18 protein-coding genes are annotated in these 15,466 nt (G+C 63.3%); 12 read left to right on the forward strand and 6 right to left on the reverse strand.

What is annotated here, in order from left to right:
* Positions 1 to 308 precede the first annotated feature (308 nt).
* Complete coding sequence (locus tag ACFQ6Y_RS24590) at positions 309 to 428, forward strand: hypothetical protein (RefSeq protein ID WP_378638598.1); 120 nt, start codon at positions 309 to 311, stop codon at positions 426 to 428.
* 160 nt (positions 429 to 588) lie between these two features.
* Here ACFQ6Y_RS24590 and ACFQ6Y_RS24595 read toward each other — a convergent pair whose 3' ends face one another.
* The 3 genes from ACFQ6Y_RS24595 to ACFQ6Y_RS24605 form a co-directional block, all read right to left on the reverse strand.
* Entirely contained in the window at positions 589 to 762 is a 174-nt protein-coding gene (locus ACFQ6Y_RS24595; protein WP_378638195.1) for a hypothetical protein, read from the reverse strand.
* A gap of 165 nt (positions 763 to 927) precedes the next feature.
* The gene (locus ACFQ6Y_RS24600) at positions 928 to 2,868 is read right to left on the reverse strand and encodes an acyl-CoA dehydrogenase (RefSeq protein WP_378537575.1); all 1,941 of its coding nucleotides are present in this window, start codon (positions 2,866 to 2,868) and stop codon (positions 928 to 930) included.
* A gap of 60 nt (positions 2,869 to 2,928) precedes the next feature.
* The gene (locus ACFQ6Y_RS24605; protein WP_378638198.1) at positions 2,929 to 3,276 is read right to left on the reverse strand and encodes a hypothetical protein; all 348 of its coding nucleotides are present in this window, start codon (positions 3,274 to 3,276) and stop codon (positions 2,929 to 2,931) included.
* 110 nt (positions 3,277 to 3,386) lie between these two features.
* On the opposite strand from ACFQ6Y_RS24605, the gene hemL reads away from it, so the two are divergent.
* The 7 genes from hemL (at position 3,387) to ACFQ6Y_RS24640 (ending at position 11,396) form a co-directional block, all read left to right on the forward strand.
* Positions 3,387 to 4,712 (forward strand): glutamate-1-semialdehyde 2,1-aminomutase, encoded by a 1,326-nt coding sequence (hemL, locus tag ACFQ6Y_RS24610; protein WP_378638201.1) that lies wholly within the window; start codon positions 3,387 to 3,389, stop codon positions 4,710 to 4,712.
* A gap of 83 nt (positions 4,713 to 4,795) precedes the next feature.
* Positions 4,796 to 5,455, forward strand: coding sequence for a histidine phosphatase family protein (locus tag ACFQ6Y_RS24615; RefSeq protein ID WP_378447149.1), 660 nt, complete (start codon positions 4,796 to 4,798; stop codon positions 5,453 to 5,455).
* Positions 5,452 to 6,057: a TlpA disulfide reductase family protein gene (locus tag ACFQ6Y_RS24620; protein WP_378447150.1), complete on the forward strand. Its 606-nt coding sequence runs from the start codon at positions 5,452 to 5,454 to the stop codon at positions 6,055 to 6,057. Before ACFQ6Y_RS24615 ends, ACFQ6Y_RS24620 begins: the two co-directional genes overlap by 4 nt.
* 2 nt (positions 6,058 to 6,059) lie before the next feature.
* Positions 6,060 to 6,908 carry a cytochrome c biogenesis CcdA family protein gene (locus ACFQ6Y_RS24625; protein WP_283304941.1) on the forward strand — a complete coding sequence of 283 codons (849 nt, stop codon included), beginning with the start codon at positions 6,060 to 6,062 and terminating at the stop codon, positions 6,906 to 6,908.
* On the forward strand, positions 6,905 to 8,569 hold the full coding sequence (locus tag ACFQ6Y_RS24630) for a cytochrome c biogenesis protein ResB (protein WP_378548614.1): 1,665 nt from the start codon (positions 6,905 to 6,907) through the stop codon (positions 8,567 to 8,569). Before ACFQ6Y_RS24625 ends, ACFQ6Y_RS24630 begins: the two co-directional genes overlap by 4 nt.
* On the forward strand, positions 8,566 to 9,528 hold the full coding sequence (ccsB, locus tag ACFQ6Y_RS24635) for a c-type cytochrome biogenesis protein CcsB (protein ID WP_019744351.1): 963 nt from the start codon (positions 8,566 to 8,568) through the stop codon (positions 9,526 to 9,528). The genes ACFQ6Y_RS24630 and ccsB overlap by 4 nt, the downstream gene beginning before the upstream one ends.
* A 548-nt stretch (positions 9,529 to 10,076) precedes the next feature.
* Positions 10,077 to 11,396 (forward strand): AAA family ATPase, encoded by a 1,320-nt coding sequence (locus ACFQ6Y_RS24640; protein WP_378638600.1) that lies wholly within the window; start codon positions 10,077 to 10,079, stop codon positions 11,394 to 11,396.
* Between the two features lie 25 nt (positions 11,397 to 11,421).
* On the opposite strand, the gene ACFQ6Y_RS24645 is transcribed toward ACFQ6Y_RS24640, so the two are convergent.
* Positions 11,422 to 11,628, reverse strand: a complete 207-nt coding sequence (locus tag ACFQ6Y_RS24645; protein WP_060939066.1) for a hypothetical protein — start codon at positions 11,626 to 11,628, stop codon at positions 11,422 to 11,424.
* Between the two features lie 145 nt (positions 11,629 to 11,773).
* Positions 11,774 to 11,986 (reverse strand): BldC family transcriptional regulator, encoded by a 213-nt coding sequence (locus ACFQ6Y_RS24650; protein WP_230812117.1) that lies wholly within the window; start codon positions 11,984 to 11,986, stop codon positions 11,774 to 11,776.
* 272 nt (positions 11,987 to 12,258) lie between these two features.
* Here ACFQ6Y_RS24650 and ACFQ6Y_RS24655 point away from each other — a divergent pair, with 272 nt between their 5' ends.
* Together ACFQ6Y_RS24655 and ACFQ6Y_RS24660 are read left to right on the forward strand one after the other, a co-directional pair.
* Positions 12,259 to 12,645: a DUF4229 domain-containing protein gene (locus ACFQ6Y_RS24655; RefSeq protein ID WP_050656729.1), complete on the forward strand. Its 387-nt coding sequence runs from the start codon at positions 12,259 to 12,261 to the stop codon at positions 12,643 to 12,645.
* Positions 12,642 to 13,745 carry a PLP-dependent cysteine synthase family protein gene (locus ACFQ6Y_RS24660; RefSeq protein WP_378638205.1) on the forward strand — a complete coding sequence of 368 codons (1,104 nt, stop codon included), beginning with the start codon at positions 12,642 to 12,644 and terminating at the stop codon, positions 13,743 to 13,745. The genes ACFQ6Y_RS24655 and ACFQ6Y_RS24660 overlap by 4 nt, the downstream gene beginning before the upstream one ends.
* On the opposite strand, the gene ACFQ6Y_RS24665 is transcribed toward ACFQ6Y_RS24660, so the two are convergent.
* Positions 13,643 to 14,296, reverse strand: coding sequence for a GNAT family N-acetyltransferase (locus ACFQ6Y_RS24665; protein WP_378537592.1), 654 nt, complete (start codon positions 14,294 to 14,296; stop codon positions 13,643 to 13,645). The genes ACFQ6Y_RS24660 and ACFQ6Y_RS24665 overlap by 103 nt on opposite strands.
* A 122-nt stretch (positions 14,297 to 14,418) precedes the next feature.
* Here ACFQ6Y_RS24665 and ACFQ6Y_RS24670 point away from each other — a divergent pair, with 122 nt between their 5' ends.
* Positions 14,419 to 15,156, forward strand: coding sequence for a lysophospholipid acyltransferase family protein (locus ACFQ6Y_RS24670; protein ID WP_378548621.1), 738 nt, complete (start codon positions 14,419 to 14,421; stop codon positions 15,154 to 15,156).
* Positions 15,157 to 15,211: 55 nt separating this feature from the next.
* A complete protein-coding gene (locus ACFQ6Y_RS24675; RefSeq protein WP_230812121.1) occupies positions 15,212 to 15,463 on the forward strand; it encodes an HTH domain-containing protein in 252 nt (83 codons plus the stop codon).
* The last annotated feature ends 3 nt before the right edge of the window (positions 15,464 to 15,466 follow it).

Genomic DNA, 15,466 nt, shown 5'->3' on the forward strand with positions numbered 1-15,466 from the left:
CATCGATATTTCAGCACATCGGTACTGCGTTGGTGTTCGCTTACCGGACATGCGATCCTTGCGGATCGTCATCGCGGTCTGTGTAATCAGCAGGCCAGAAGGCGAGCGAACGTCCAGTCCCCTGATCGCCGCCGCAGGGATGGCACGTACCCCGGGGAGGCTCCGAGTGTGCTCTTCCGGCTGATTCTGGTAGATGCCGGCGACTCCATGTTTGTCGGAAAGCCTTTAATTGGAGCAGTTTTCGACATAAGCTGTTCGGCTACGTACGAGTCTCAAGCGCAAATCAGAATTCCCAACAGGTCGATGCCCTGACACGGGCCGGTGTCTATGCCGCGAACATCCGCATGGACCATTCCGGAGGTGCGAAAGCATCGCGCCCGCAACTTGATGCCGTTACGGCGCGGTTACGGGTTGGGACACGTTGGTGATCACTCGCCTCGATAGGTTGGGCCGCTCAGTGCTTCATCTGATCACCCTGCGGGGCGCAGCCGCGCGAGCGCGGGATCAAGTTGAAGGTTCTCGAGCAGGGAATCGACACATCGTCCGAGGAAGCGGGCGATGGTCGGGATGCTGTCGGTACTCGCGGTTTCAGTGTGAGCTGATTGCGGCGAACACGCGGCACGGCTTGGCCGCTGCGCGGGCGCGCGTCAGAGAAGGCGGGTGCCCCCGAAGCTCACCGACGATCAAATCGCCCGCGCCCGGCGGCTGTACGACGCGGGAGAGAACATGGTCGCGCAGATCGCTGCGATATTGAACGTCCATCTACTTCGATGGCAACGGTGCGGGGCCGCACCTGCTCGTTCTGGGAATCTGGCTCGTCGCGGCACTCGGCCTGACCGGACTGCTTACCTCACGCCAGTCGAAAAAGGCAGCAGCGCACTGAGTGTGGTGGGGCCGGCGTTTGCCGACCCCACCCGACCATCTACTTCAGACCGTCTGCTTCAGCCGTACCGCGTCCGTACCCGGTCCGTCGAGCATCGCCGACCCCAGCAGGATGTCCGGAATGCCGAACCCGTCGATCAGTGTCTCGACGTGGGGACGCAGGGTGCGGCAACGCTCGTTGATTCCGCGCGTCACGGCCTTCGAACGCTCCACCGACAGATGCCGGTGCTCCATGAACCAGGCCTTGTCCTCCTCGATGACGGACAGTGCATAGAGGTCGCACACCTCGCCGAAGAGTTCCTTCGTGGTCTCGTCCTCACAGGAGTCGATACCGGCGACGAATGCTTCCAGGATGACACGCTCGATGTGTGCCTGAGCGGCTTTGAGCACGTGATCCTGCACGAAGTTGAACGCGTCGAAGGGGTTCTCCTCGCGCTTCTGTGCGGCCTGCAATCGCCTTGCCGCAGTAGCGAGTAGGTACTCCTCGCGGTCCTCGAACATCTTCATCTGGGTGCCGCGGTTGAAGAGGCTGCCGTCCTCTTCGTTGTCCTGGCGGGTGTCGACGATCGTCTGCAGAATCTGCTGCGCCGCCGTGCGCTTCTTGACCACGTCGGAGACCGTCGTAGCGGCGAAGCGCATCCAGTCGACCGGGCTCATGCCGCGTACTTCGTCGGCGTAGGAGGTGAGCAGTTCCTTGGCGACCAACTGCGTCAGAACGTGGTTGTCGCCCTCGAACGTGGTGAACACGTCGGTGTCCGCCTTGAGTGCGGTGAGACGGTTCTCCGCGAGATAGCCTGCGCCGCCGCACGCTTCGCGTGCCTCCTGGATGGCCCGCGTGGCATGCCACGTGTTTGCGGCCTTGAGTCCGGCGGCGCGACCTTCGAGTTCGCGCTGCTCCTGCGGATCCGGGTTGTCGCTGCTCTGGATGTCGTGCATCGCGGCAACAAGTTCGTTCTGTGCGAACTGCAGAGCGTACGAGCGGGCGATCAACGGCAGCAGACGCTTCTGGTGGACGAGGTAGTCCATGATCAGAACCTCGTCGTCGCTCTTCGGGGCGCTGAACTGCCTGCGCTGCAGGGCATATCGACCGGCAATGGCCAATCCCACGCGGGCGGCCGCTGCTGCCGAACCACCGACGGTGACACGTCCACGAACCAGTGTGCCGACCATCGTGAAGAAACGACGGTTCGGGTTTTCGATAGCCGAACTGTACGTGCCGTCCTCGGCGACGTCGGCGTAACGGTTGAGTAGATTCTCACGCGGGATGCGGACCTGGTCGAAGACGATGCGGCCGTTGTCGACTCCGGGTAGTCCGCCCTTCAGTCCGCAGTCGGACGTCGTGACGCCGGGAAGGTCGTTGCCGGCGTCGTCACGAATCGGCACGACAAAACAGTGGACGCCCTGGCTTTCGCCACCGGTGATCAACTGAGCGAACACCGCCGCGACGGTGGCGTGCTGGGCCGCGCCGCCGATGTAGTCCTTGCGCGAGGACGGAGTGGGGGAGTTGACGACGAACTCGCCCGTCTCGACGTCGTAGGTTGCGGTGGTTTCGAGTTCTTGTACGTCGCTGCCGTGGCCGGTCTCGGTCATCGCGAAGCATCCGAGTAGGTCCAGATCGATCAGCGGTTTGACGTACGCCTGGTGATGACGCTCGGTACCGAGGTTTTCGATGGCGCCGCCGAACAATCCCCACTGGACGCCCGCCTTGACCATCAGCGAGAGGTCGGACATCGCCAGCATCTCGATGCTGGTGACGGCGCCGCCCGCGTCGCCCGTTCCGCCGTGAGATACCGCGAAACCGTTTGCGGCGTAGCCGAGATCGGCGAGAACCCGCATCTGTTCGAGAGCCTTGGAACGCGCTATGGCGGTGTTGGGTGTGTAGTGCGGAGCAAAACGTTCGTCGTTCAATTCGCCGCGAACGCGCTCACGCACCTCCCGCCAGCGTCCGTCGAGTGTTGTCCTGAGGTGGTCCGCTGTGGTGGCCATGGAACCGACGATAGCGCGTAGCGCACCGCGGGCAACCCGGTTCGATCTCAACCGTCGCATTCAGCAGGAGCCTGCGGCGCCCGCTTCGATTCCCTGACGGAAGAGTTCCTTCTCGCTCTCGGACATAGCCTGGTACGAAGGGTCGCTCTCGACGATCTTCAGGAAGTCGGCTCCCGCCGCCCGAGTCGACGTGTCGCCGCTCTGAACACGCTGCTGAACGTAGACGGACACGGCCGAACACCCGCCGAGAAACGCGGGATCAGTGCTCGCCGCCGCGGTGGTTCGAGCCGAATCGGTGGCGCTCGATTGCGACGAAATTGTCGCCTTGTCGTCATCGGAAGCGTCCGAACCACATGATGTGAGAAGAATCGCAGCCGAGACCATCAGCGTCGTCAACAGTCGCTTCATGCCCGAAATCGTCTCACGTGAGGTCCGGTTCGACCGGAAAACTCGCCTCGAGCACCGAAGTCCTACACCCTGTCGTTGTCAGATTCGACAGAACTGGGACACTGGAAGCCGTGACTGTGTCTTCCGGTGATCCCGACGTGCATGCAACGAACTCCGCTCGGCTCTTCGAACGTGCCGGCAACGTGATTCCGGGTGGCGTCAACTCGCCCGTCCGTGCGTTCGGTTCGGTCGGCGGAACACCGCGATTCATCCGCGAGGCGTCCGGTTACACCCTCACCGACGTCGACGGGAACAACTACGTCGACCTGGTGTCGTCCTGGGGTCCGATGATTCTCGGGCACGCTCACCCGGCAGTCGTCGAAGCCGTTCGCGAAGCCGCGCTCGGCGGTCTCTCCTTCGGTGCGCCGACGGAAGGCGAAGTTGCCCTCGCCGAGGAAATCGTCGCCCGCGTCGCGCCCGTGGAAAAGGTTCGCCTGGTCAACTCCGGAACCGAAGCCACGATGAGCGCAGTCCGCCTCGCCCGCGGATTCACCGGACGCACCAAGATCATCAAGTTCTCCGGTTGCTATCACGGCCACGTCGACGCCCTTCTCGCCGACGCCGGATCAGGCCTCGCGACGTTCGGACTGCCGACCTCGCCCGGTGTGACCGGTGCGCAAGCCGAAGACACCATCGTCGTCCGCTACAACGATCTCGACGCAGTGGCCGCGGCGTTCGCCGCCAACCCCGGCGCCATCGCGTGCGTCATCACCGAAGCTGCCGCTGGAAACATGGGCGCCGTCGCGCCGCTCCCCGGCTTCAACGAGGGCCTGCGTCGTCTCACCCGTGTGCACGGCGCACTCCTGATCATGGACGAGGTGATGACCGGATTCCGCGTCAGCGCCTCGGGTTGGTACGGCATCGACAACGTCGCAGGCGACCTCTACACCTTCGGCAAGGTCATGAGCGGCGGCCTGCCCGCCGCAGCCTTCGGCGGCCGCGCCGACATCATGGGCCACCTCGCACCCGACGGTCCCGTCTACCAGGCAGGCACCCTCTCGGGTAACCCCGTAGCCGTTGCCGCCGGACTCGCGAGCCTGCGCGCCGCCGACGCCGAGGTGTACGCCAAGCTCGGCCGGAACGCGACCGCCCTCGGCGACCTCATGACCCAAGCCCTCACCGCCGAAGGCGTCGAACACCGTGTGCAGTACGCAGGCACCTTGGTGAGCGTGTTCTTCACGGAGAACACGGTGACCAACTACGACGAAGCCAAAGCCGCGCAGACCTGGCGATTCCCCGCCTTCTTCCATGCGCTGCTCTCCCGCGGCGTGTACCCGCCGCCGAGCGCGTTCGAAGCGTGGTTCGTCTCCGCAGCACTCGACGATCGAGCATTCTCGATCATCGCCGACGCCATGCCTCACGCAGCCAAGGCCGCGGCTGCTGCCGTCAAGCCCTGATCCGTTCCAGTTCCAGAACACCCGCACGCTTCCGACATCCATCACCTTCAGCCATCCATCACCTTCAGCGAGGACCCTCGACTGTGACCGACGCCGATCACCCCGACCACACGTCCACCCGCACCATCGTCCACGTCCTTCGCCACGGTGAAGTTCACAACCCGCGCGGGATCCTCTACGGACGGCTCCCGGGCTTCCGGTTGTCGGTGGCGGGCGAGGCCCAGGCTCGTGCGGTCGCATCCGTGCTTTCCGATCACGACATCACCCACGTGGTCGCGTCGCCGCTTCAGCGCGCACAGGAAACCGCGACTCCGATCGCCGAGGCGCACAAGCTCGACATCGTCACCGACGAGAACCTCATCGAGGCGGGCAACGAATTCGAGGGCCTCAAGGTAGCTGTCGGGGACGGTGCGCTCTCGCGTCCGCGTCACTGGTGGAAACTGCGTGACCCGTTCACCCCGTCCTGGGGCGAGCCCTACTTGCAGATCGCACATCGCATGCTGGCAGCCGTCAACGCCGCACGCGTCGCGGCAGTCGGACACGAAGCCGTCGTCGTCAGCCATCAGCTTCCGGTCTGGACTCTGCGTCGATTCCTGCAGGGTGAGCGTCTCTGGCACGACCCCCGTCACCGTCAGTGCGGTCTGGCCTCGTTGACGTCACTGGTCTACGAGGGCGACACACTGGTCGACATCGTCTACTCCGAACCCGCCGGCGCCTCCGACCCGAGAGTGACAGGCGCATGATTTCGCGCCGCATCGCCGCAGCACTGGCAGCCGCTGCATCCGCGATGCTCCTTCTCTCGTCCTGCGCGACCGGCGACGACGCCGTCGCACAGGGCGGAACTTTCGACTTCGTCTCACCGGGCGGACAAACCAAGATCTTCTACGATCCGCCGTCCGACCGAGGCACCATCGGCAACCTCTCCGGGCCCGACCTGATGAACGAAGGCCAGAAGGTCGGCGTCGACGACTTCGAGGGCAAGGTCGTCGTCCTCAACGTCTGGGGTCAGTGGTGTGGACCGTGCCGGGCCGAAGCCGACGATCTGGAACAGGTCTACGAGCAGACCAAGGATTCCGGCGTGCAGTTCCTCGGTATCAACGTCCGCGACGACACCAAGAACAAGGCGCAGGACTTCGTGGTCGACAACAAGGTCTCGTACCCGTCGATCTACGACCCGTCGATGCGCTCGCTGATCGCCCTCGGCAAGGGCTACCCCACGTCGGTCATTCCGACGACGATCGTCCTTGATCGCCAGCATCGCGTCGCCGCGGTATTTCTCCAAGAACTTCTCGCCGAGGATTTGCTGCCCGTCGTCCAGCGGGTAGCTCAGGAAGACGCGCAGTAGACATGACAACCACGACCACCACGCTGCTGGCCGGCAGCGAAACACTGAGTGCCGGTGTGGGCGAAGCATTTCAGAACGCGGCGTCGTCCGGTCCGCTGCTGCTGGCCCTCGGTGCCTGCGTCCTCGCCGGTCTGGTGTCGTTCGCTTCACCGTGCGTCGTGCCGCTCGTTCCCGGCTACCTTTCCTACCTCGCCGGCGTCGTCGGCGCCGACGCACCCGCGATCACCGCCGACGAGGCGAGGACCCGGACGATCACCCGGAGCAGTCGCCTGAGGGTCGCCGGTGCGGCCGGACTGTTCGTCGCCGGCTTCACCGTCGTCTTCGTTCTCGCCACCGCGTCGGTGTTCGGCGTTATCTCGACTCTGCTCGTCAACCGCGAGGTCCTGATGCGCGTGGGCGGTGTGGTCACGATCGCGATGGGCCTGGTGTTCATCGGACTGATCCCGGCGCTGCAGAAAGACGTCCGCTTCGAACCGCGTCGTGTGTCGTCGCTGGTGGGGGCGCCGCTACTCGGGGGAGTGTTCGCGCTGGGGTGGACGCCATGCCTCGGACCGACATTGGCAGGCGTGATGTCCGTAGCCGCGGGAACCGACGGGATGACCGCCGCGCGCGGTGTCACGTTGATCGTCGCGTACTGCATCGGACTCGGGCTGCCGTTCATCTTTCTGGCGCTGGGGTCGGCACGTGCGCTGACCGGCGTCGGCTGGTTGCGTCGTAATGCACGCACCATTCAAATTTTCGGCGGAATCATGTTGGTGGCAGTGGGAATCGCCCTCGTCACAGGCGCGTGGGACCAGTTCGTCGGCTGGGTTCGCGACGCATTTATCTCGGAGGTGACGCTGCCGATATGACAGCTGACGACAATAACGACAACCCGACACCCGTGCTGCCGAAGCAGTCGGTGATCGGTCGAGTCGTTGCACTCGGGCGCAACACCTGGCGCGGGCTCACCTCGATGCGGACCGCGCTGGTTCTGCTGTTCCTCCTCGCACTCGCTGCGATCCCCGGTGCCCTGCTGCCACAGCGAACACTCAACGAGGGCAAGGTCGCCGACTACATCGCCGCGCGTCCGACTCTCGGCCCGTGGATGGACCGCCTCGAACTGTTCGACGTGTTCAGCAGCTTCTGGTTCACCGCGATCTACGCATTGCTCTTCATCTCGCTGGTCGGCTGCATCCTGCCGCGTTGTGTGGAGCACGCAAAGGCACTGCGCACCCGTCCCGTTAATGCGCCGCGTAACCTCGCTCGTCTGCCGCACCACACCACGAGCGTCGTGGACGGCGAGACTCCCGACGAACTTGCCGCCCGTGTGTCGAAAGAACTGCGTGGTTGGCGCGTCGAAACGCGTCGCGGCGATACGAAATCACGACGCGAAGGCGAGATCACCATCTCGGCGGAGAAGGGATATCTCCGCGAATTCGGCAACCTCGTGTTCCACCTGTCGCTGGTCGGACTGCTGATCGCGATCGCCGCGGGCAAGTTGTTCGGCTACGAAGGCAATCGCATCGTCATCGCCAACGACGGCCCCGGGTTCTGCACTACGTCACCGGCGGTGTTCGACTCGTTCGTCGCGGGCCTGAGCCTCGACGGCACCGGCATGACTCCGCTGTGTGTCCGTGTGAAGAACTTCCAGGCCGACTACCTCGAGACCGGTCAGGCCGAGATGTTCACCTCGGACATCTCGTACCAGGCAGGCGACGACCTCGAGTCCGATACCTGGCGGGACACGACCATCCAGGTGAACCACCCGCTGCGGATCGCCGGCGATCGTGTGTACCTGCAGGGACACGGATACGCGCCGACCTTCACCGTCACGTTCCCGAACGGCGAGACCCGCACCGAGACGCTTCAGTGGCGTCCGGACGACGCCACGACGTTCCTGAGCAGTGGCGCGATGCGTTTCGACCCGCCGGGCGGTATGTATCCGGATGCGGACGAGCGTCGGAAGAATCAGATTGCCATCGAAGGATTGTTCGCGCCCACCGCGCTGTTCCACGGCAACCTTCTGTCGTCGAGTTACCCGGCGATGAACGATCCGGCCGTCGCGATCGACATCTACAAGGGCGACACCGGACTCGATACCGGTAACCCGCAATCGCTGTTCGAACTCAACACCGAACTGATCAATCAGGGTCGACTGCTCAAGCAGGACCGGGTCAACCTTTTCCCGGGGGAGAGCGCGACGCTTGCCGACGGAACCCAGGTGCGATTCGACGGTGCCGTCGACTTCGTGAACCTTCAGGTCTCCCATGATCCCGCTCAGGTATGGGTGTTGGTTTCGGCGTTGACGATGATGGCGGGTCTGCTCGTCTCGCTCGTGATCAAGCGTCGCCGCGTCTGGGCGCGTATCTATCCAGATGACGAACGACGTACTGTAGTAGAACTTGGTGGGCTTGCCCGCACCGACCACGCAGGCTGGGGCGACGAGTTCGACCGCCTCGCCGACCGCTTGCTGAAAAGCAATCCGACCACCGCGGTGACCGAACCGCACGCGCAGGAGACCGCCCGATGACAACCAACGAGACACTCGCGCAGTACAGCGACTGGGCCTTCAAGTCCGCCTTCACCGTGCTCGTTCTGGCGTTTGTGCTGCTCATCGTGCAGTACGCGTCGGCCAGAGCCAAGGCGGTTCAGGACAAGGAACTGGTCTCGGCCGGTGGAGTCGACGCTTCCGTGCCTGGCAGGGTCGCGGAGACTCCGACCAAGTCGCTCTCGGAGCGATTCGGCGGAATGGGCCGAGCTGTCCTGGTCGTCGGAACGGTTCTGATCATCGCGTCGATCGTGCTCCGCGGATTTGCGACGGAACGATTCCCGCTCGGCAACATGTACGAATTCGTGGCGATGGCGTGTGCGGCGTCGTTGCTGGTCGGGCACGTCCTCTTGATCAAGCCGGCTTACCGTCCGATGTGGGTCTTCCTGCTGGTTCCCGTTCTGATTCTGATGTTCCTCGCCGGCACGGTTCTCTACGCCGACGCGGCCCCCGTGGTTCCGGCGCTGCGCTCGTACTGGCTTCCGATTCACGTGACGATCGTCAGCGTCGGCTCCGGCATCTTCATGATCGGCGGTATCGCAAGCCTCCTGTTCCTGCTGCGACTGAAGTTCCCGCCCGGTGACGAGGGCACGAGCATCGGCGGCCGGATCGCAGAGCGACTGCCGGACGCCCAGACTCTCGACCGCTTGGCATACAAGAGCACGATCATCGCGTTTCCGCTGTTCGGCGCAGGCGTAATCCTCGGTGCCATCTGGGCGGAAGCTGCGTGGGGACGCTTCTGGGGTTGGGATCCGAAGGAGACGATGTCCTTCATCGCCTGGGTGATCTACGCGGCCTACCTGCATGCGAGGGCAACGTCCGGGTGGCGGGAGACGAAGGCTGCTTGGATCAACATCGCCGGTTTCGTTGCGATGCTGTTCAATCTCTTCATCATCAACATGGTCGTCTCCGGCTTGCACTCCTACGCGGGACTCAACTGATCCTCTCGAGGTACCGTGGGTGGCTGCCGACCGGTCTGTAGGTATTACCGGTAGGTAGGTCAGGGGCGGCACCAGCTACGATGCAGCTCGGTGAATAACTAGCTGCCTGGTAGCTGTGGGGATCGACGAGGGGGAACGGCGAGATGGCCGACAAGATTGAAGACGCCGGAGCAGGATTGTGGGAGCCGGTGCGTCCTGCCGAGCCGACGCGGCGCGAGCCGCGCGCGTCCGCGCCGGATCCGTCATCCGACTCGGTTCCCAGCGATGTTCGCAGTCTCTTCGTGGCCCCGGTCGACTCCGGTCCGCTCCAGCAAGTAGGCGGCCAGGCGCCCAGTGCATCCCCCACCCACCCGCCCAGTGCATCCCCCGCCCACCCGCCCAGTGCATCCCCCGCCCACCCGCCCAGTGCACCCGCCGCCCACCCGCCGCTGACGACGCCGGCAGCTCCGCCGGCGCCTGCGCCAGGCCCTAAAACTCCGGTCATCCAATACCCGGAAGCACAGCCAGGCCCCATCAACGGCCAGTTCTCGACCTCGCCCGCGATGCCGATGCAGACCTACGAACCCGCGAATCGTGCAGGGTCGGTTCCGGATTCACGAGTCGCCGCTCCGCAATCCGCACAGAACTCGCAGCCCGTTCAGAACCATCCCAGCCCGACCGCGAGACCTCTCCAGCAACCGCAGGCACCTTCTTCGCCCGGCATGCATCAGCCCAATCCCGTGATTCGGCAGTTCGGTCACCCCGGCGCTGCGCCGGTGCAGAACGGTCAAGCGCTGCAGAATGGTCACACCCTGCAGAACGGTCACACCCTGCAGAACGGGCAGGCGATGCCGGTTGCTCCGCCGACGGCGGCACCGGTTCACCCTCCGATGCAGAAGGTCGGATTCAACCCCGCTCCCGGCAATCGTCCTGAGCCGGCTCTTCCGATGACGGCGCAAGACCTCTCGGCAGCGCTTCTCGTCAAGCCGGTCCGGCCAGCCCCGGCCGGTGGCTGGCGCAAAGCGCTGTACACGATGTCCGGCCGATCGGTGAACCTCGGGAACGGCGCGAAGGATCAGCATGTCGTCGAGTTGACGCGCCAGATCAACCAGCCGCTGCAGGGCTGCTACAAGGTTGCGGTGCTCAGTCTCAAAGGTGGCGTCGGAAAAACCACGACCACTGCGACGCTGGGATCGATGTTCGCATCGATTCGCGGCGATCGCGTCGTCGCAGTCGATGCAAACCCGGACCGGGGAACCCTGAGTCAGAAGATCCCGCTCGAGACGCCGGCAACTGTGCGTAACCTGCTGCGTGACGAGAACAGTATCGAGAAGTACAGCGACGTCAGAGGCTATACATCGCAAAACCAGCACCGGCTCGAAGTGCTTGCGTCCGACAGTGATCCAGCAGTCTCGGAGGCATTCAGCGGCGTGGACTACACGCGCACGGTCGACATGCTCGAAAAGTTCTACAGCATAGTTCTGACCGACTGCGGCACCGGCTTGATGCACTCGGCGATGCAGGCCATTCTCGAGGGCGCAGATTCGTTGATCGTCGTCAGTTCCGGATCCGTCGACGGTGCACGTAGCGCCTCCGCAACACTTGATTGGCTCGACGCTCACGGTTACAGCAGGCTGGTCGCCACGTCCGTGGCCGTCATCAACGCGGTGCGGCCTCGCTCGGGCAAGGTTGATCTACCGCGCGTCGTCGAGCACTTCGAGCAGCGCTGCCGAGCGGTGAGGTTGATTCCGTTCGACCCGCATTTGGAAGAGGGCGCCGAAATCGATCTGGACCGGTTGCGTCCGGGTACTCGGGAAGCGGTGCTGGAGTTGGCTGCTGTGGTTGCGCAGGACTTTCCGGCCTCCCCGTACGGCTTCTCAGGGCGGTAATCGGATAGCCGGGTAAGCCCGGACGCTACGTCGACGTGTCAGTCGGCGGTACGTCCGGCCCTTCCGTGCGCTTGCGTCGTGTTTGCTGGTTCACATTCCACAGGAATTCGGGATCGTCGTCCGGTCCGCGCACGCCGCTCACCGGGGCGCGCGTCGACGGATCGGGCCCGAATGCCTTCCACATCAGAACGATCAATGTCACCAAACCCACCAACGCCAACAGATACAACACGGCGCACCTCCTCAGGGAACTGAGGTCGAGCCTACTCAGTCTCCGGCCCGCATCACCAGAAGTGCTGCGGACAAGTGTTTAGGCTCAGTGCGTCAGTGCTGTATCTGTCGGGTAGTACGTGTTTCTCTTTGCGGGCTGTGGATGCTCAGTTGTGGTCCGCTTCCGTGGTCAGCGATCGCAGAAGCTGCATGACCTCGGTCTCACGGAATCGACGATGTCCCCCTGGTGTGCGAAGCGAGCCGAGTCGTCCTGCGTGTGCCCAGCGGGTCACGGTCTTGGGATCGACATGAAACAATGCCGCTACCTGTCCGGGCGTCATGAGTGCGTCTGCGGCGGTATTGAAGGTTGGTGCGCTCATTGTGAGGTCCTCCATGTTGATGTCGAACGTTGACGAACAGTGACTCTGAACAGTGATACCGAACCGGCGTGTCGAGCAGTTGCCGAAAACCTGCGTCGAGTTTGTTTCGAAGTCCTTCGCTTACATTCGACCGTTTTCTGAGTGGTAGCGCAATGTTTGCACAGATATAGCCGGGTAGTCGATCTTTCAAGACAAAGTAATGTTTAAGTAAAGGACAAAATGGATATAGCGGGCTCGGTGCTACCGGTATTCGGAATGGGTAACCTGAGAGGGTGAGTCAGTTGTCTGAAAACCCCGAAAATGTTCCTTCTGAGCCGGTCAAGGCCAGTAAACCTTCCGCAAACTCTGGGCAAGCAAAGTCGGCTGCCGGGCCGGTGACCAAGGGTCAACTGGCCCGCGACGTGGTGCTGTACTCGGTCGCCCGGTTGCTGCTTGTCGTCGTGATCGGTGCCCTCATCATCGGCGGCGGAAAGCTCGCCGGCACCGACGTTCCGCTGATTGTCGCCGCACTGTTCGCAGTGCTGATCGCCTTGCCGCTGTCGCTGCTGCTCTTCGCGAAACTGCGCAAGCGTGTCAACGCGGGCATTGCGGCCGTCGACGCCCAGCGGCGGTCCGATCGTGACGATCTTCGTTCCAAGCTGCGTGGAGACGGCCGGTGACCACGGAGTCGCTCGACGTCGACCGCCGGACGTCTCGGCAGTGGGTCGACAACGCGGTGCGGTTGATCGAAGCTGATGCGCAACGCAGCGCGGACACTCACCTGCTGCGGTATCCGCTGCCGAGTAACTGGACCGTCCAGCTCTATCTGAAGGACGAGTCGACACACATCACGGGAAGTCTCAAACATCGACTCGCGCGGTCGCTTTTCCTCTACGCGATCTGCAACGGCTGGGTTACCGAAGAGACCACCGTCATCGAAGCGTCGTCCGGTTCGACGGCTGTGAGCGAGGCGTATTTCGCGAAGTTGCTCGGTCTGGATTTTGTCGCGGTGATGCCAGCGAGCACGAGTCCCGCCAAGATCGCGTTGATCGAGGCGCAGGGTGGACGTTGTCATTTCGTGAGCGATCCGTCCTCGATCTACTCGGAATCGCATCGGCTCGCGAGTGAGTTGAACGGTCACTACATGGACCAGTTCACCCACGCCGAGCGTGCGACGGACTGGCGCGGAAACAACAACATCGCCGAATCCATCTTCACTCAGCTCGAGCACGAGGATCATCCGATTCCCGACTGGGTGGTCGTCGGAGCCGGAACGGGCGGAACCGGCGCCACGATCGGCCGCTTCCTTCGCTACCGGAAATTCGACACCGGACTGTGCGTCGTAGACCCGGAGCACTCCGTGTTCTTCGACGCGTGGCGAGCGAGCGATCCGTCGATCGTCGGTACTCGGGGCTCCCGGATCGAGGGCATCGGCCGTCCGCGCGTCGAACCGTCGTTTGTCGGTCAAGTGGTCGACCGCATGATCAAGGTGCCGGACGCGGGCTCGATTGCGGCGGCACGGCACGCCAGCGCCGCCCTGGGGCGCAAAGTGGGTGGCTCGACGGGTACGAACCTGTGGGGAGCTTTTGCGTTGCTTGCGGAGATGATGGCCGCCGGACGCAGCGGCAGCGTCGTCACGCTTCTGTGCGACGGCGGAGAGCGCTACTCGGGCACCTACTACAACGACGAATGGGTGGCCTCGGAAGGGATAGACCTGCTCGGCCCGACAGCAGTGCTGGACGAGTTCGTTCGTTCGGGTGCGTGGACCGCCAACTCCTGAACCGCATACTCCTGCGCCGCGCGCTTCTGCACTGCTGACACATGACCGCGGGCGGGGCGGCTCATTGTCACGCGAGGCCACGCGTCCAGGCCGGATGACTGCTCGATCATTCTGATGCGGATCAGGCCGGGGGAGAGTGTGTTCTCCGCCAGGCGCACGAATCCGAGTCGCTCGTAGTACGGCGCGTTCCACGGAACGTCGACGAAGGTCGTCAGAGTCACGAGATCGTGGTGATGGTCCGCCGCCCATTCGGTGACAACGTCGATCAGTTGGGCTCCGAGGCCTTTGCGGGCATGATCGGGGTGAACGGAAACCTGCTCGATATGTGCGCCGCCGTCCACGATCTCGACCAGTGCATACGCAACGGGCACGTCGTTTGCGTCGGTCTGAACCCAGATGTGTTCGGCGGCGAGAAAATCGTTCAACTCGTCGAGCGTCGGCGGTGGATCGTCTGCGATGGCGTCCATCCCGATGTCTCGGAACGGTTCGCCCGCGGCGATCTCGATCTGTTGCAGTGCGGGTAGGTCGGTGGATATGGCCGAGCGAATCACAGAAACCGTTTTACCTCGAGAAGTGCGTTTCTCCCAGCGCTACGCCATGTGAAACACAAACCTACGCAACCGTAGGTTGTGTATCGTTTGTCCAAGGGACACTTCTCCAGCGAGGGCGGATCATGGGCAATCCTGAAGTTTCACTCGACAATTACGAAGCTGTGTACGAGTACTACCGCAGCCATCAGCAGAACCGGTTTGTGGCGAAGCTCGCTTATGCCGCGCTGGCGGTGAAGTACCGCCCGCGGGTGAAGTACGCGCCGGGTGCGGAAGCTGCGCTGAAGACTCTGCTCGAACGCAAGACGCAATTGGTCGTGGCAGTCAATCATCTGACGGAGAGCGACCAATTCACACTCGCCGCGACCGCGTGGCGTACTCCGTTGCGTCGCGTGATCGGACGGACCAGGGTCCTCGCCAAAGACGAACTCTTCGTTGATCCTTCGCAGCGCAAGAAGGTCGACATGATGGGCAGCATTCCGGTTTTTCGCAGCAAGAACTACGGCCTTCGCGCTGTTTCGGATGCCGGCCGCGTGATGATGGACGTCGCGGCCGAGCGTCTGGGCAATGGGGATTGTCTGGCGATTTTCCCGGAGGGGACGTGCAATACCGAGGATCCGACGCGGCTGCAGCATGTCAACAGCGGTATCGGCCACATCGTCGCCCGAGCCGAGAAGTTGGGATGCTCGCCGGCCCTGGTGTCGATCGGCATCAACTACGGCCCGGTTGCCGGCGACGTGAAGGCTGCGAGCGTCTTCGTCGGGATGCCCGTGACCGAACTTCCGGACAAGCCGATGGATATCGCCCGAACCGTGCAGGCTGACCTGCAGTTGGCAGTGGACGGCGCAGTCGCCGGGTACTGACATGGCGGTGTCAATTTTGGTTGACAGATTTCGATTGTCAATCTAAATTGACAATATGACCGAAGCAACCTCTCTTGCCGCTGCCGCCGGCAGTCCGGATCCCGCCGAGGGATTGCGTGCCGTTCGAGCGCTGCGACGTCTACTCGAAAAACTCGAGGCCATTCAGGTCGCCAATGCGCGTCGTCACGGATGGTCCTGGCAGGCAATCGCGGAAACCCTCGAGGTCAGCCGTCAAGCCGTCCACAAGAAATATGCGTCCGCGCAATCGGAATCGATGCTGCGTTCACTGCGCGAGAAGGGCAGGTAAGTG

It is taken from the genome of Rhodococcus sp. NPDC056516, assembly GCF_042794655.1.
Classification (GTDB): Bacteria; Actinomycetota; Actinomycetes; order Mycobacteriales; family Mycobacteriaceae; genus Rhodococcus_F.

Bases quoted from the DNA above. Each gene is read 5' to 3' on its own strand.
- ACFQ6Y_RS24625 (WP_283304941.1), top strand. From the start codon at position 6,060: ATGACAACCACGACCACCACGCTGCTGGCCGGCAGCGAAACACTGAGT.
- ACFQ6Y_RS24630 (WP_378548614.1), top strand. From the start codon at position 6,905: ATGACAGCTGACGACAATAACGACAACCCGACACCCGTGCTGCCGAAG.
- ACFQ6Y_RS24670 (WP_378548621.1), top strand. From the start codon at position 14,419: ATGGGCAATCCTGAAGTTTCACTCGACAATTACGAAGCTGTGTACGAG.
- ACFQ6Y_RS24605 (WP_378638198.1), bottom strand. From the start codon at position 3,276: ATGAAGCGACTGTTGACGACGCTGATGGTCTCGGCTGCGATTCTTCTC.
- ACFQ6Y_RS24650 (WP_230812117.1), bottom strand. From the start codon at position 11,986: ATGAGCGCACCAACCTTCAATACCGCCGCAGACGCACTCATGACGCCC.
- ACFQ6Y_RS24640 (WP_378638600.1), top strand. From the start codon at position 10,077: ATGCAGACCTACGAACCCGCGAATCGTGCAGGGTCGGTTCCGGATTCA.
- ACFQ6Y_RS24675 (WP_230812121.1), top strand. From the start codon at position 15,212: ATGACCGAAGCAACCTCTCTTGCCGCTGCCGCCGGCAGTCCGGATCCC.
- ccsB (WP_019744351.1), top strand. From the start codon at position 8,566: ATGACAACCAACGAGACACTCGCGCAGTACAGCGACTGGGCCTTCAAG.
- ACFQ6Y_RS24600 (WP_378537575.1), bottom strand. From the start codon at position 2,868: ATGGCCACCACAGCGGACCACCTCAGGACAACACTCGACGGACGCTGG.
- ACFQ6Y_RS24620 (WP_378447150.1), top strand. From the start codon at position 5,452: ATGATTTCGCGCCGCATCGCCGCAGCACTGGCAGCCGCTGCATCCGCG.
- ACFQ6Y_RS24595 (WP_378638195.1), bottom strand. From the start codon at position 762: ATGGACGTTCAATATCGCAGCGATCTGCGCGACCATGTTCTCTCCCGC.